Annotated in this window: 11 protein-coding genes; 3 read left to right on the top strand and 8 right to left on the bottom strand. The window is 71.4% G+C overall.

The window, feature by feature from the left end; genetic code table 11:
* Window positions 1–48 precede the first annotated feature (48 nt).
* The 5 genes from IP92_RS28920 to IP92_RS28900 form a co-directional block, all read right to left on the bottom strand.
* A complete protein-coding gene (locus IP92_RS28920; protein WP_145882012.1) occupies window positions 49–669 on the bottom strand; it encodes a response regulator in 621 nt (206 codons plus the stop codon).
* Between the two features lies 1 nt (window position 670).
* Complete coding sequence (locus IP92_RS28915) at window positions 671–1,357, bottom strand: sensor histidine kinase (protein ID WP_158206662.1); 687 nt, start codon at window positions 1,355–1,357, stop codon at window positions 671–673.
* Between the two features lie 115 nt (window positions 1,358–1,472).
* Entirely contained in the window at window positions 1,473–1,859 is a 387-nt protein-coding gene (locus IP92_RS28910) for a response regulator transcription factor (RefSeq protein ID WP_145882008.1), read from the bottom strand.
* An 86-nt stretch (window positions 1,860–1,945) separates the two neighbouring features.
* Entirely contained in the window at window positions 1,946–2,554 is a 609-nt protein-coding gene (locus IP92_RS28905) for a response regulator transcription factor (protein WP_145882007.1), read from the bottom strand.
* Window positions 2,551–3,612 (bottom strand): sensor histidine kinase, encoded by a 1,062-nt coding sequence (locus tag IP92_RS28900; RefSeq protein WP_158206661.1) that lies wholly within the window; start codon window positions 3,610–3,612, stop codon window positions 2,551–2,553. Before IP92_RS28900 ends, IP92_RS28905 begins: the two co-directional genes overlap by 4 nt.
* A 166-nt stretch (window positions 3,613–3,778) precedes the next feature.
* Between IP92_RS28900 and IP92_RS28895 the strand changes: the two genes are divergently transcribed.
* Window positions 3,779–4,357 (top strand): flavin reductase family protein, encoded by a 579-nt coding sequence (locus IP92_RS28895; protein ID WP_145882003.1) that lies wholly within the window; start codon window positions 3,779–3,781, stop codon window positions 4,355–4,357.
* A gap of 33 nt (window positions 4,358–4,390) precedes the next feature.
* Here IP92_RS28895 and IP92_RS28890 read toward each other — a convergent pair whose 3' ends face one another.
* The 3 genes from IP92_RS28890 to IP92_RS28880 form a co-directional block, all read right to left on the bottom strand.
* Window positions 4,391–6,079 (bottom strand): diguanylate cyclase, encoded by a 1,689-nt coding sequence (locus IP92_RS28890; RefSeq protein ID WP_145882001.1) that lies wholly within the window; start codon window positions 6,077–6,079, stop codon window positions 4,391–4,393.
* Window positions 6,080–6,143: 64 nt separating this feature from the next.
* Complete coding sequence (locus IP92_RS28885; RefSeq protein WP_145882000.1) at window positions 6,144–8,609, bottom strand: PepSY domain-containing protein; 2,466 nt, start codon at window positions 8,607–8,609, stop codon at window positions 6,144–6,146.
* Window positions 8,610–8,618: 9 nt separating this feature from the next.
* Window positions 8,619–10,715, bottom strand: coding sequence for a TonB-dependent siderophore receptor (locus IP92_RS28880; RefSeq protein WP_145882048.1), 2,097 nt, complete (start codon window positions 10,713–10,715; stop codon window positions 8,619–8,621).
* 146 nt (window positions 10,716–10,861) lie between these two features.
* Here IP92_RS28880 and IP92_RS28875 point away from each other — a divergent pair, with 146 nt between their 5' ends.
* Window positions 10,862–13,051, top strand: a complete 2,190-nt coding sequence (locus IP92_RS28875) for a hybrid sensor histidine kinase/response regulator (RefSeq protein WP_145881998.1) — start codon at window positions 10,862–10,864, stop codon at window positions 13,049–13,051.
* A 76-nt stretch (window positions 13,052–13,127) separates the two neighbouring features.
* Window positions 13,128–13,334 carry a hypothetical protein gene (locus IP92_RS28870; protein ID WP_145881996.1) on the top strand — a complete coding sequence of 69 codons (207 nt, stop codon included), beginning with the start codon at window positions 13,128–13,130 and terminating at the stop codon, window positions 13,332–13,334.
* Window positions 13,335–13,465: the final 131 nt, after the last annotated feature.

Here is a 13,465-nt window from a genome sequence, read left to right as displayed (position 1 = left end):
CGGTAGTCTCCGGCGGCGCGGGGCCGCCCGGTCGGCAGTGGCGGGCGCTCAGTGCGCGAGGCTGACGATGCCGCGGCGTACCGCCTCGCGCAGCACCTCGGTGCGGCACGACGCATCCAGCTTGGCCATGATGTTCTTCACGTGGTATTTGACGGTGCCCGGCGCGATGCCGGCCGCACGGGCAATCAGCTTGTTCGACAGGCCTTGCGCAAGGAAGCGCAGCACGTCCAGCTCGCGGCCCGTCAGCGCATCGTTGTCGAGGCGGGACGCGAGGCGCGCCGCCACTTCCGGCGGCACGTAACGGCGGCCGGCGGCCACCGCGTGCAGGCAATCGGCCACCTGCGCTTCCGGCGCGTCCTTCAGTAGGTAGGCACGGGCGCCCGCCTGCAGGCAGCGGTACACGTGCTCCTCGCCGTCCGCGCTGGAGACGATGACGACGCGCGCTTCCGGGTCGGCCGCGCGGATGGCCTGCAGCGCTTCCAGGCCCCCGACGCCGGGCATCATCAGGTCCATCAGCACGACATCGGGTCGCACGCGGCGGTACAGGTCGATCGCGGCGGCGCCGTCGGCAGCTTCGGCGGCGATCGTATAGCCGGCCTGGCGCGACACGACGCCGGCCATGCCGAGGCGTACGAGGGGGTGGTCGTCGACGAGCATCACGGTGGTCATGTCATTCTCCTGTGGCGAGTGGAAGGGAAAGGGAAATGGTGGTGCCGCGGCCGGGCGCACTGTCGACGTGCAGCGCGGCGCCGATCAGCGCCGCGCGCTCGTGCATGCCGCCGATGCCGAAGCCGGGGCGTGCCGCATGCGTATCGAAACCGGGGCCGTCGTCGCGCACCTGCACCCGCACGCGGCCGGCGCGCACGCGCAGCCGGCATACGACGGTGCCCGCGCTGGCATGCTTGGCGGCGTTGCCGACGGCCTCGCGCACGATCATCGCGGCGTGTTCGCAGGCGACGGTGTCGAGCACCGCCGCGGCGGCCATGTCGAGCTTGAGCGTGACACCGCGGGCCAGCGGCATCGCGGCCAGCGCGGCGCGGATCGCCGGCACCAGGTCGGCCGTGGCAGACGCTTCCGCGCCGCCGGTGCGCAGCCGCTGCACGAAGTCGCGGGCGCTGGCGATGCCTTGTTCGGCGGCCTGGCGGGCGATGTCGAGGCAGGCCGCGAGGCGGGCAGGATCGGCGCAGCCGCTGGCGGCACGCAATTGCAGCAGCACGGCGGTCAGGTCTTGCAGCACGATGTCGTGCACGTCGCGGGCGCAGCGCAGGCGTTCGGAGCGCAGCGCATCCGCCACCGTGCCGATGCTGGTCGGGATCTCTGGATGCGGGAGCTGCGGCCGTCTCGTGTCGATTCTCATGGCGGTTCTCATGGTGGTTCCGGCGGTTGGGTTGATCGGCGATGCCGGCAGCGTCACTCTCTTGCGCCGCCGTTCATCGTGATCACAGCTTAGAGCCCCTTTGGCCGGGGCGAAATCATACGTGGGTATGATCCGGCGGTGCGGCGAGCGCCCGTTCGATGCAGCGGATCAGCACGTTGGCCTGGAACGGCTTGCCCAGCACGCAGGAAGCGCCGGCCGCGGTGGCGCGGCGCGCGACGACGTCCTGCAGGAACGCGGTGATGACGATGAATGGTACGGGGTCGTGCCGGGCGCGCAGCAGCTCGAGCAGTTCGAGCCCGCCGATGCCGGGCATCTGCACGTCGCAGATCACGAGATCGGCCGCGCAGCGCCCGTCCAGGAACTCCTCGGCGGACGCGAACAGCCGGGCGCCATAGCCCAGCGAGCGCACCAGGCTGCCGACCGCCGTGCGCACCGACGCATCGTCGTCGACGATGCAAACTTCCTGATCTGTAAAGGACACCGCGGCTCCCGTTGATGCAACCGCCACAGCTTAGCCGGCGGCGGCGGGGCGCGCCATCATACCTGGGTATAAGGGCCCCGCTGGGCTCAGCTGTTCAGCCCCAGCTCCTGCGCCATCCGCACCAGGTCCGCGAACGTCTTCGCCTGCATCTTCTTCATCGCCTGGCCGCGGTGGATCTTGACGGTGATTTCGCTGGTGCCCACTTCCGCGGCGATCTGCTTGTTCATCAGGCCGCGCGCGGCCAGTGCCATGATCTCGCGCTCGCGCGGTGTCAGCGTTGCATAGCGCTGCTGCAGGCCGGCGTGCGCGGCCGCGTCGGCGCGGCATTCGGCGTCGCGCGCGAGGGCTTGCGTGACGGCGTCCAGCAGCTCTTCGACCCGCACCGGTTTGGCCAGGAAGTCGACGGCGCCGGCCTTCATCGCCCGCACCGACATCGGGATGTCGCCGAAGCCCGTCATGAACACGACGGGCAGCGTGCAGCCTTGTTCCTTCAGGTCCGCATGCAGGTCCATGCCGCTGTGGCCACCCAAGCGCACGTCCAGCAGCAGGCAGCTGTTGCGGTCCTCGCGGGGATGGGCGAGGAAGTCGGCCACCGCGCCGAAGGCCAGCACGTCCAGGTCGGCGGAACGCAGCAGGCTGGCGAGACCGTCGCGCAGCGGGGCGTCGTCGTCGACCAGGTAGACCAGCGGTTTCATGCCGGGCTTCCCGTACCGCCCGCCGGCAGCGTGATTTCCAGCGTGGCGCCCGAGCCGCCGGGCAGCGCGGCGATGCGCCCGCCGTGGGACTCGACGATCGAGCGGCAGATCGGCAGGCCCATGCCCATGCCGTCCTCCTTGGTGCTGTAGAACGGCTCGAACAGCCGGCCCACCTCATGGGTGGGAATGCCGGGGCCCTGGTCCGTCACCGCGATGCGCACGCCGGCGCCGGCCGGCGCCACCGTCAGCCGCAGCTGGCCGCCGTGCGGCGCCATCGCCTGCATGCCGTTCATCAGGAGGTTGATCAGCACCTGCTGCAACTGCACGCGGTCGCCGCGCACGGGCGGCAGTCCGGCGGCGATGTCCAGCGCCAGCGCGGTGCCGTGGCTGGCCAGCTCGCGCTGCAGCAGCGCTGCGCAGTCGCGCGCCACGCCGCCCAGGTCCACCGGCGCCACCTGCGGCTCGCCGCGGCGCGCCAGCGCGCGGATGCGGCTGATCACTTCACTGGCCCGTTCCGTGTCGGCCAGCATGCGCTCCAGTGCATGGCGCACTTCGTCCGGATCGGGCGGGTCGCGGCGCAGCCAGCGCAGCGCCGCCTCGCCGTTGGCCGAGATCGCGGCCAGCGGCTGGTTCACCTCGTGCGCGATCGATGCCGCCAGCTCGCCCAGCGTCGTCACGCGTGTCGCGTGGGCCAGTTGGGCGCGCGAGTGGCGCAGCGACTCCTCGCGCTCCAGCAGCCGGGCCGTCGCGCGCGCGCCGGCGTGGGCCAGGTAGCCGCTGATGCCGATCGCCGCCAGGCTGACGGCGCAGCGGGCCAGCGACGAATTGACGATGCCGAACCACGTGCTGCACAGGTGCGCCGCCACCGTCAGCACCAGGCAGATGCCCGTCACGGCCAGCACATGGCGCGGCCACGCCAGCACGGTGGCCAGCACGACGACGACGTACATGACGGCGATCGCGCTGTCGAGCGGCGTGAACGCGTCGATCGCGAAGATCGCCGCGGCCAGCAGGACAATCACGGGCTTGAGCAGCGCCGGGCGCAGGGTAGCGGGCATGGTCGGGACGGTGATGACTGGGATGGTGATGAGTAGTTGCCGCGAGTATATGACAACCGGTCGGCGAGGTGGCCGCTCCAACCGCCGGTTCATGCGAAAGGGGGAGCTGGCCGTCACGCGATCGGGGGCGCCTGCACGGCAAACGCAACGATGCTATGCTGCGCCGATGAACGCCCACATCGCCCCCGTCGATCTCGCCAAGGCCTACCGCCTGTTGAACCACGGCCCCACCGTCCTCGTCTCCGCGCGCCACGCGGGCGTCGACAACGTGATGGCCGCCGCCTGGGCCTGCGCCCTCGATTTCCGCCCGCCGAAAGTGACCGTGGTATTGGACAAGGCCACCCGCACCCGCGCGCTGATCGAGGCCAGCGGCCAGTTCGTGCTGCAGGTGCCGACCGCCGCGCAAGTGGATATGACGAACGCCGTCGGCAACGTCAGCCTCGCCGAGGCACCGGACAAGCTGGCGCGCTGCGGCGTCGAACTGTTCGCGCAGGACGGCGTGGACATGCCGTTCGTGGCCGGGTGCTCGGCGTGGCTGGCATGCCGCCTGATCCCGGAGCCGCACAACCAGGACGCTTACGACCTGTTCATCGGCGAGGTGACGGCCGCCTGGGCCGATACGCGCGTGTTCCGCGACGGCCACTGGCATTTCGAGGATGCCGACCCGCGCTGGCGCAGCCTGCACCACGTGGCGGGCGGCCATTTCTACACGATCGGGGACCCGCTGCGCGCCGGCGCGGAATAAACCAACCGCTGCCGGCCCCGGCACAGGTCGAGCTTACCCGTCGCCCGGCTCCAGCGGGGTGGCGACGACGACACGGTCGCGGCCCCCGCGCTTGGCCGCGTACAGCGCCGCATCGGCCGCCTGCAGCACCGCCTCGGCGCTGGGGCCATTGACGGGAAATGCCGCGACGCCCAGCGAGGCGGAGACCGACAGCGCGTCCCCCGCCACCGTCAGGCTCAAGGCGCGGATCGCCCGGCGCAGCTGGTCGGCCCGTTCCGCCGCATGCTCCAGCGGGCACTCCGGCAACACCACCACCAGTTCCTCGCCGCCGAAGCGGCACGCCGCATCGCCGCCCCGCACGGATTGCTGCAGCACGTGCGCCACGGCGCGCAACACCATGTCGCCCGCCTCGTGGCCGAACGTGTCGTTGACGCGCTTGAAGTGATCCAGGTCGATCAGGATCAGCGCCAGCGGCGTGCCCTTGCGGCCGGCCCGCGCCAGCTCGCGCTTGACCGTCTCGTCCATGTAGCGGCGGTTGTACAGCTGCGTCAGCGGATCGATCACGGACTGGTGCCGCAGCGACGCGCGCAGCTGCACGTTCGACAGCGCGAGCGCGACCTGCTCGGCCAGTTGCAGCACCCAGGCCCGCTCGACGGCGCCGGCATGCGCGCCGATGTCGGCGCCGCTGACGGTGATGAAGCCGATCACATTGCCCTGCGTGACCAGCGGCAGGCACATGCGCGGCTGGCCCGTGGCGGCCTGCTGGCTGTGGCGGCAGGTGAGCGCGCCGGCATCCTCCTGCAGGTGCTGGCCGCCCTTGCGCAGTGCCCAGCAGTCGAGCGGTTCGAGCACTTCGGGATCGTGCGCGGCGCCCCAGCTGGCCTGGCGTTCCAGGATGTCGCGCGAATTGCGGTACAGGTACATCGAGCCGCTCAGCGTGGGCAGCAGGCGCCCGAAGAACAGCGCGACGATCTGGGCGCCTTCGTCCAGCGTCTCGGCCAGTTCCAGCGCCTGCAGCATCTCGCCGCCGGCCTGCAGCTGGGTGTTGCGCCGCTCGCTCAGCGCGGCCGTCGCGCGCAGCTGCGCCGACACGTCGTTGGCCGCCTGCTGGTCCTTCATCCGCTTCGCCAGGCCGCGGTTTGCGGCGACCGCCAGTGCGACAAGCAGCAGCACGTCGATGATCGTGGCGGCACTCGAGATCAGCGCCGCCAGCTCGGAGTTCGCGGCCAGCCGCTCGCGCAGCGCGGCGCGCTGCTGCGCATACGCCGCCTCCTGCCCGCCGATCAGCACGCGCAGCTGGTCCATGTACGACTTGCCGCGGCCCGCGTCGATCAGCGCCTTGGCCGGTTCGAAACCCCGCTGCGCGCGCACCTCGACGACCTCGGTGCTGTAGGCGATCTTGGCATTGGTCAGCGTGACGATGTCCTGCAGCGCGCGCCGTTCCGGGGGGCCGGCCGGGGCGGCACGCAGTTCGTCCAGCAACGGCGGCAGCGCTCTCAGCGCCGAATGGTAGGGCTGCAGGAATTCGTTCTTGCCGGTGATGACGTAGCCGCGCTGGCCCGTTTCGGCGTCGAGCAGGTAATCCAGCAGCTGCGCGTACTGGCGCTCGCGGGCCGACGTGGTGCGCAGATTGGTCATCACGTCCGTCACGCTCGCGTTCAGGAAGTGCGGCACGACGGCGATGGCGGACATCACGCCGATGATGCAGGCGGATGCGATTTTCAGTTTGGTCTCGAGTCTCATGGCGCCCCGGGCCGGATTGGCACGGGGCTACTGTAGCAAAAGCGCCCGCCGGGCGCCGCGCGGCTCAGTAGACGTCGCGCCGCAGCCGCCCGGCCGCCGCCAGCGCATCGACCTCGTCGCGGCCCAGCAGCTCGGCCAGCGCGGCGTCGACGCCGCCGGCCATGCCTTGCAGGCTGCCGCACACGTACAGCACGGCGCCGTCCGCGATCCAGGCGCGCAGTGTGGCGCCCCGTTGGCGCAGGCGGTCCTGCACATAGCCGTCGCCGTCGCGCGAGAACACCAGGTCCAGTTCGGGCAGGAAGCCCGCATCCGCCCAGCGGTGCAGCTCGGCCGCGCACAGGGTGTCGAAGGCGCGGCTGCGCTCCCCGAACAGCAGCCAGTTGCGGTGCCGGCCCGCGGTGACGCGGGCGCGCAGGTGGCCGCGCAGGCCCGCCAGGCCCGAGCCGTTACCGATGAAGATGCACGGCACATCGGCGTCGGCGGGCGCGAACGCGGGGTTCGGCATCAGCCGCGCCGTCACCGTTGCGCCGATGGCCGCATGTTCCGTCAGCCAGCCGGACGCGACGCCCAGGCCCTGCGCGTGGCGCACCTGCCGCACCAGCAGCTGGACGGCGCCATCGGCCGGGATCGACGCGATCGAATAGCTGCGCGGTGATAGCGACCCCGCGGTGCCGTCGGCCGGCGGCAGGATTTCAACGAGCGCGCCGGCTTGCCAGTGCAGGTCCGTCGGCGCGGCAAGCACCACCTCGAAGAGTGGCGCACCGGCGCTGCCGGGGTTCAGCAGCGTGCGGCCGGTGAGCGGCCAGCTTTGCCACGGCTGCTCGTCGGTGGCGGGATCGGCAATGCAGCCGCCAAGCGGACCGGCGCCCAGGCAGGCCAGCGCCGCGGACCAGCGGGCGATGGCCGCCGCGTCGCCATCGTCCACTTCGACGGGGGCGAACAGGCGCCGGCCGCCCAGTGCCGCGAGCCGGGCATCTAGCGCCAGGCCATAGCCGCAGAAGTGCGGGTAGCCGCGGTCGCCCAGTGCCAGCACCGCATAGCGCAAGTCCGGCAGCGTGGCCGCGCTGTCGTCCAGCAGGCGGGTGAAGCGGCGCGCGCCGTCCGGCGGTTCGCCTTCGCCATAGCTGCTGGCGACGAACAGCGCGTCCCGGTAGCCGGCCAGGTCGGCTGGTGTCAACGTGGCCACGGAGCGCACGTCGGCCGGGGTGCCGGCCGCCTGCAACGCGGCGGCCGTGCGTAGCGCCAGGCGCTCGGCCTGGCCGGTCTGGCTGGCATAGGCCACCAGCACCGGAGCCACGCCCAGCGCCGCGGGAATGTCCTGCCCAAGGCGCGCGCGTTCGGCACGGGCCGCGCGGGCCTGCCGGCGGCGCTTCAGGTACAGCATCCATCCCGTGACCGCGAAGCCGGGCAGCGCCAGGCTGGCCAGCATCATCGCGATGCGGCCCGGCAGGCCGAAGTACGTGCCGACGTGCAGCGGATAGATCGTCGACAGCGCCCGCGCCCCGGCAGTCTGCGCGGCGTATGGCTCGTTCTTGGCGAGCGTGCCGTCGGTGCGAATCGTCATGCGGCTGCGGGCGCGCGGGTGCGGCGCGTCGGCGGCCAGCCAGGCGATCTGCACGGGGTCTCCCGGCTTGTCGGTAAAGCGCAGGAAGGCCATGCGCCAGTCCGGTGCCTGCTGCGTGAAGGTGTTCCAGGCCGGCGTGAGGTCGGCCGGGGGACCCTTGGCGGCGCCGGGTGCTTTCACCTTCTTGCCCACTGCTTCGCGGGCGGGGCGCTGCACCCCGGCCCAGCCGTCGACGGTGCCGCGCACGGATTCGAAGGCCCAGTAGGCACCGGTCGCCGTGAAGATCACGTAGGCGACGAGGGCCCACGTGCCGGCCACCGAATGCAGCGCCCACAGGAATGGCCGGCCCTTCAGGTGCGCGTCGAACGTGAGCCAGGCGCGCCAGTCGAGCGCGCGGCGCGGCCAGCGCAGGTACAGGCCGGACAGCGCAAGGCCCAGCAGGCACAGTGCCAGGGTGCCGGTGACGGGCTTGCCCGTGTCGCGCGGCAGCAGCAGCCAGCGGTGCAGGAATTCGATCCATTCGAACGCGGCGTCGCCAGCCAGTTCCGGCTGCGGCGCGCCCGTGTACGGATGCACGTAGACGGATTCGCCGCGCGCCTGGCCGGGCAGCGGCGCGAGGCCCACGCGGGCCGCGCTGCCGGCTTCCGAATAGACGATCACGGACGTGACACGCCGCTCCGGATGGGCCATCCGCACGGCTTGTGCGGCCTGCTGCGGCGTCAGCATCGGCCGCGCCTCGGCGGGCACATGGCGCACGCCGGGGTTGATCAGGTCAGTGAGTTCGTCGCGGAACGTCAGCAGCGCGCCCGTCAGCCCGATGACGACCAGCACCGTGCCTGCCGTGATGCCGATGAACCAGTGCAGCTGGAACCAGACCTGTTTCCAGGTGGGCCACGCCCACGTGCGGGGAGCAGGGCCGCGCGCCGGGGCGGCGGTGGTCAGGCCGGGGAGGGGATCGCGTTTCATTGTCGCCGCTTACAGGTCCGTCTTCACGGACAGCTTGATGGTGCGCGGCATGCCGGCCGACAGGCGCGTGCCGGCGCCCGCCCAGTACTGCTTGTCGGCGGCGTTGTCGACGTTCAGCTGCCACGTGGTGCGCTTGCCCAGTACCGTCGTGCGGTAGCGCGCGCCGGCCGAGAACAGCGTGCTGCCGCCGAGGAAAGCCTGGTCCAGGTCGTTGACGGGGCGGCGGCCCGTGAAGTACGCGCCGGCGTCCAGCGTCAGGCCCGGCACCTGGTCGACGTCCCACGCGAGGAACGTGCTGGCCGTGCGGCGCGCCGCGTTTTCCGGCAGCTTGCCGTCGTAGGCGGGCCCGATGCGTTCGAACGTCGGATCGAGCGCCTGGGCGGATGCCTGCCATGACAGATTGCGCGTCAGCTTGCCCTGCGCCTGCGCTTCGATGCCCCGGTAGCGCTGGCGGCCCGCGGCCGTGAACGTGTTGGACGTATCGGTGTAGTAACCGGGGCGACGGATGTCGAACAGCGCGAGCTGCAGCAAGGTGCCGCCCGGCTGGCGCCAGCGCATGCCCAGTTCCTTCTGGCGGCTGACGCCGGGCGCCATCCGCTCGCCCTGGTTGGCGCTGCCGGTCGGCGCCGTTTCGCCTTCTTCCAGGCCCTGCGCGGCCGACGCGTAGAACGACAGGTCGGCATCGACCTTGTAGATCAGCGCGCCCATCGGCGTCGTCTTCGATACGTCGTAATGATTGCTGCCCTGGTCGCTGCGGTACTGCACGGTGCGCACGCCGGCCACCGCCTGCCAGTGGGGCGAGAACGTCATGCGGTCCACCGCGTACAGGCCTTCGTCGCGGCTTTCCAGTCCCGCGGTAGACGGCGTGGCGGCGGGCGGCGTGATCGTCACGTTCGTCACCGGCACCGGGTCGTACAGGTTCTGCGCGGGGATCGCATAGGTCGCCTGCCAGATCGGGTCCTGGCCCTTGTCCGTGCGCGATGCGCCCAGCGTCAAGTCATGTTCGACCGGACCCGTGGCGAAGCGGCCGGACAGCTCGGTGCGCAGCATGTCCGAGTCGACGCCCAGGTGCTGCATATTGCCCGTGATGCGGCCCGCGCCGGTGGCGACGGCGGCCGCATTGGTGAAGCGGAAGATCGGCAGGTTGCGGTCGCGCTCCGTGCGGGCGCGGCCCGCCTCGACGGTCAGCGCCCAGTCGCTCGATAACGCGTAGTCGGCGCGCAGCTGCGCGTTCATCGACTCCGTGCGGAACAGCGCCCAATCGGGGCCGACGAGGCGGCGCGGATCGACGGCGCGCGGCAGCGTGATGACGCCCGCCACCGCCGTCGGCAGCGTGATGCCGGCCTGCTCGGTGACGCGGCGGCGGTCGTATTCGAAGTCCGCCTTCAGGCGCAGGCGCCGGTCGACCTGCCAGTCCAGCGCGGCCGATGCGAAGGCGCGATTGCCGTTGCCGACGCCATCGAGGTGGGAGCCGAGCGTGCCGCCGGCCGCGTTGATACGCACGCCCACTTGCTGGCGTTCGCCGAAGCGGCGCGCCAAGTCGGCCGTGGCGATCGCGCTGCCGTTGTCGTCCAGGGTCAGGCCCAGCGTCGTGACGGGCGTGGCGCCGGCGCGGCGCGTGACGAAGTTGACGACGCCGGCCGGCGACGTGAAGCCGTAGTACAGCGCCGTCGCACCCTTCAGCACCTCGACGCGCTCCTTGTTCTCCATCGGCACCTGGGAGAAATTCATGATCGGCAGCGAGCCGTTCAGGCGGTAGTTGGTGCGGTTCTCGACGGCGATGCCGCGGATCACGAGCTGGTCCCACGTGTCGCCGCCGTTCTGCTGGCGCGTAACGCCGGCCGTGTTGCGCACCGCGTCGTACAGGCCGCCGGCCGCCTGCAGTTCCAGCACTTCGCGGGTGATCACGTTGACGGTGGACGGCACGTCCATGATGTCGGCGCCGCGGAACGTGCCCGCTTCGACGGTGTTCGGCACGAAGCCGTCGGCCCGGGCGGCGGTGACGCGCACGGTGGCGAGTTCGTCGGACTGGGCCAGCGCCAGCGCGGGAATGGACAGCGGGAAGGCAAGCGACAGTGCGAGCGCGAGGGGACGGCGGCAGGGCATGGAAGCAGTAGAGTTGTTCGAATGCACGAGATTATAGGGCTTAATGAGAATCATTACCATTTGCGGATACTGCTGACGTTTTGCGGGGAAATATTGCCGCAACGCGATGCCCGTTATAATCAAACTTTCAACAGCCGAGCTCATCCATGCAGGCACGCCGCGGCATCACCCTCAGTCTTCGCCACCTGTTGATCCTGCTGACCGCGATCGGTTTCCTGCCGCTCGCGCTGCTGGGCACGTGGGGACTGAAGGCGGCGGGCGACGTGCGCCAGCGCGAACAGGACCGCTCGATGCTGGAGCTGGCGCGGGCGTTGTCTTCCGCCGTCGATGCGGAGCACGATGGCGCCGCAGCCGCGCTGGCCGGCATCGCCCACTCGCCGGCGCTGAAGGCGGGCGACCTGCGCGCGTTCCACGAGGTGGCGCGCCAGCAGGCCGCGGCGCAGGCCGAATGGCTCGGCATCACGCTGGCGGACGAACAGGGCCGCCTGCTGGTGCGCACGATGGCGCCATTCGACGTGCCGCCGCCGACGGCGGTGGATCTGCCCAGCCTGCGCCAGGCGATCGCGGCGCACGGGCCGGTGGTGGGCAACCTCGTGCGCGGCCACAGCGGCCGCTATGCGTTCCCGGTGCGGGTGCCCATCAACCTGCCGGACGGCCAGCGCTGCGTGCTGTCCGCCGTCATCGAACCTGGCCGCATCGTCAACGTGATCGGGCGCCAGCGCGTGCCGGAAGACTGGATCATCGCGGTGACGGACGGCGTCGGCAACCGGGTGGCGCGCTCGCGCGAGCACGAGCGCTATGTCGGCGGCGCGCCCAGCGTGGCGCTGCAGCGGCTGATGCACGGCGGCCCGGAAGGTACCGGCGATTCGAAGACGATCGACGGCACCGAGGTGCGCACCGCGTACACGACGTCGTCGCGCTGGGGCTGGACGGTCGTCGTCAGCGCGCCCACCGAATCGCTGCGCTATCCGCTGATGCAGGGCGCCGTCGTCTACGCGGCCGGGCTGGCACTGTCGCTGGCCACCTGCATCGTGCTGGCATCCATCCTGGCGCGCCGCATCGTGCGCCGCATCGACCGGCTGGTGCGCGGCGCTGCGGCGCTGGGCGCGGGCGCGCCCGTGTCGGTGGGGCCGTCGCGCATCCGCGAGATCGAGCAGATGGGGCAGGCGCTGGCCGCCGCCGCGCAGCAGCGCGACCGCCACGAACGGGAACGCTCCGAATTGCTGGCATCGCTGGAGCGCGCCATCGCGTCGCAGGAAGAGGCGCTGGCCGAGGCGCGCGAGGCGGGCCAGGCGAAGGACGAATTCCTGGCCGTGCTGGGCCACGAGCTGCGCAATCCGCTGAGCCCCATCGTCGCGTCGCTGGACCTGATGGACTTGCGCGGCGACCCCGGCGCGCAGCGCGAGCGCGCCGTGATGCGGCGCCAGGTCAGCCACCTGAAGCGGCTGGTCGACGACCTGCTCGACGTGTCGCGCATCGCTTCCGGCAAGCTGACCTTGGAACTGCACCCGGTCGACCTGGCGGAAATCGCCCGGCAATCCGTGGCCGCCGTGGCCGGCATGCGCGTGACGCTGGAAACGCCCGAATCGCTGTGGGTGCGCGGCGACGACAGCCGGCTGGCGCAGGTGCTGGGCAACCTGTTGTCGAACGCGGCGCGCTTCGGCGGCGGCGAGGCGGCCGTCACGTTGCGGTCGGAAGGGCAGAATGCCCGGCTGACCGTCAGCGACCGCGGCGTCGGCATGTCGCCGGAACTGCTGGCGCGCGTGTTCGAACCGTTCTACCAGGCGCCGCAACAGCTGGCGCGGCGCACAGGCGGCCTCGGTCTGGGCCTGGCGATCGTGCGCAAGATCGTCGAGCTGCATGGCGGGCACGTCAGCGCGCACAGCACCGGGCTGGGGCAGGGCAGCACGTTCGACGTCGTGCTGCCGCTGGCGAGCCCGGCCGCCACGGCCCCGGCAGCGGCGGGCACGCCGCTCGCGTCCGGCCTGCGCGTGCTGCTGGTGGACGACAACGAGGATGCCGCCCGCGCCAGCGCGCTGATGCTGCGTCACATCGGGCTGGACGTGCGGGTGGCGCACACGGCGCACGACGCGCTGGCCACCTACGGCGAGCACACGATCGACGCGGCACTGCTGGACATCGGCCTGCCGGACATGGACGGCTACGCGCTGGCGTCGGCGCTGCGCTCCGCCGCGGGCGGGCGGGCGCTGCGGCTGGTGGCGCTGACCGGCTACGGCCAGAAGAGCGACGTCGAGCGGGCCACCGCCGCCGGATTCGACCTGCACCTGACGAAGCCCGCGTCGCTGGACGACCTGCGCCGCGCGCTGGCGGCATGAGCTCGCTATCATCCGTGCGCCGTCTGCGCGCCGTTTCGTGTAGGCTGCCCCGTTTCTTGGCGATGGAATAGGCATCATGGCGGAACGCGGTACGACAAGGTCGCGCGCCGACGCAACGACGGCAGCGCGGGTGGAAGACGGATTGAAGATCGGCGAGGCCGACGGCATACATCCGGCCCTCGAGTTCATGCGCAAGGCGGGCGTGCCCCGCGAGATCGCGCTGCGCGTGCTGTGCGCGCCGCAGTTTCACCGCCGCGGCGAGCGGCGGCGTAATCCACGCTGAGCCCGCCACGCCCCACTAAGCCACCAAGCCCGCCGAGCCGTGTGACTTGCAGCGGCGACCTCCATCTAGGTCGATTCCTACGCTGTTCTGGATGACCCTCTGACTGTCAGGGCCCATTGCGACGCCTACAA

It is taken from the genome of Pseudoduganella flava (genome assembly GCF_007830495.1).
Taxonomy (GTDB): Bacteria; Pseudomonadota; Gammaproteobacteria; order Burkholderiales; family Burkholderiaceae_D; genus Rugamonas; species Rugamonas flava.
The sequence above is the reverse complement of the archived record's forward strand: the minus strand, read 5'-3'. Positions and strand labels throughout refer to the sequence as shown.

Bases quoted from the DNA above. Each gene is read 5' to 3' on its own strand.
- IP92_RS28920 (WP_145882012.1), bottom strand. From the start codon at position 669: ATGACCACCGTGATGCTCGTCGACGACCACCCCCTCGTACGCCTCGGC.
- IP92_RS28915 (WP_158206662.1), bottom strand. From the start codon at position 1,357: ATGAGAATCGACACGAGACGGCCGCAGCTCCCGCATCCAGAGATCCCG.
- IP92_RS28905 (WP_145882007.1), bottom strand. From the start codon at position 2,554: ATGAAACCGCTGGTCTACCTGGTCGACGACGACGCCCCGCTGCGCGAC.
- IP92_RS28900 (WP_158206661.1), bottom strand. From the start codon at position 3,612: ATGCCCGCTACCCTGCGCCCGGCGCTGCTCAAGCCCGTGATTGTCCTG.
- IP92_RS28895 (WP_145882003.1), top strand. From the start codon at position 3,779: ATGAACGCCCACATCGCCCCCGTCGATCTCGCCAAGGCCTACCGCCTG.
- IP92_RS28890 (WP_145882001.1), bottom strand. From the start codon at position 6,079: ATGAGACTCGAGACCAAACTGAAAATCGCATCCGCCTGCATCATCGGC.
- IP92_RS28885 (WP_145882000.1), bottom strand. From the start codon at position 8,609: ATGAAACGCGATCCCCTCCCCGGCCTGACCACCGCCGCCCCGGCGCGC.
- IP92_RS28880 (WP_145882048.1), bottom strand. From the start codon at position 10,715: ATGCCCTGCCGCCGTCCCCTCGCGCTCGCACTGTCGCTTGCCTTCCCG.
- IP92_RS28875 (WP_145881998.1), top strand. From the start codon at position 10,862: ATGCAGGCACGCCGCGGCATCACCCTCAGTCTTCGCCACCTGTTGATC.
- IP92_RS28870 (WP_145881996.1), top strand. From the start codon at position 13,128: ATGGCGGAACGCGGTACGACAAGGTCGCGCGCCGACGCAACGACGGCA.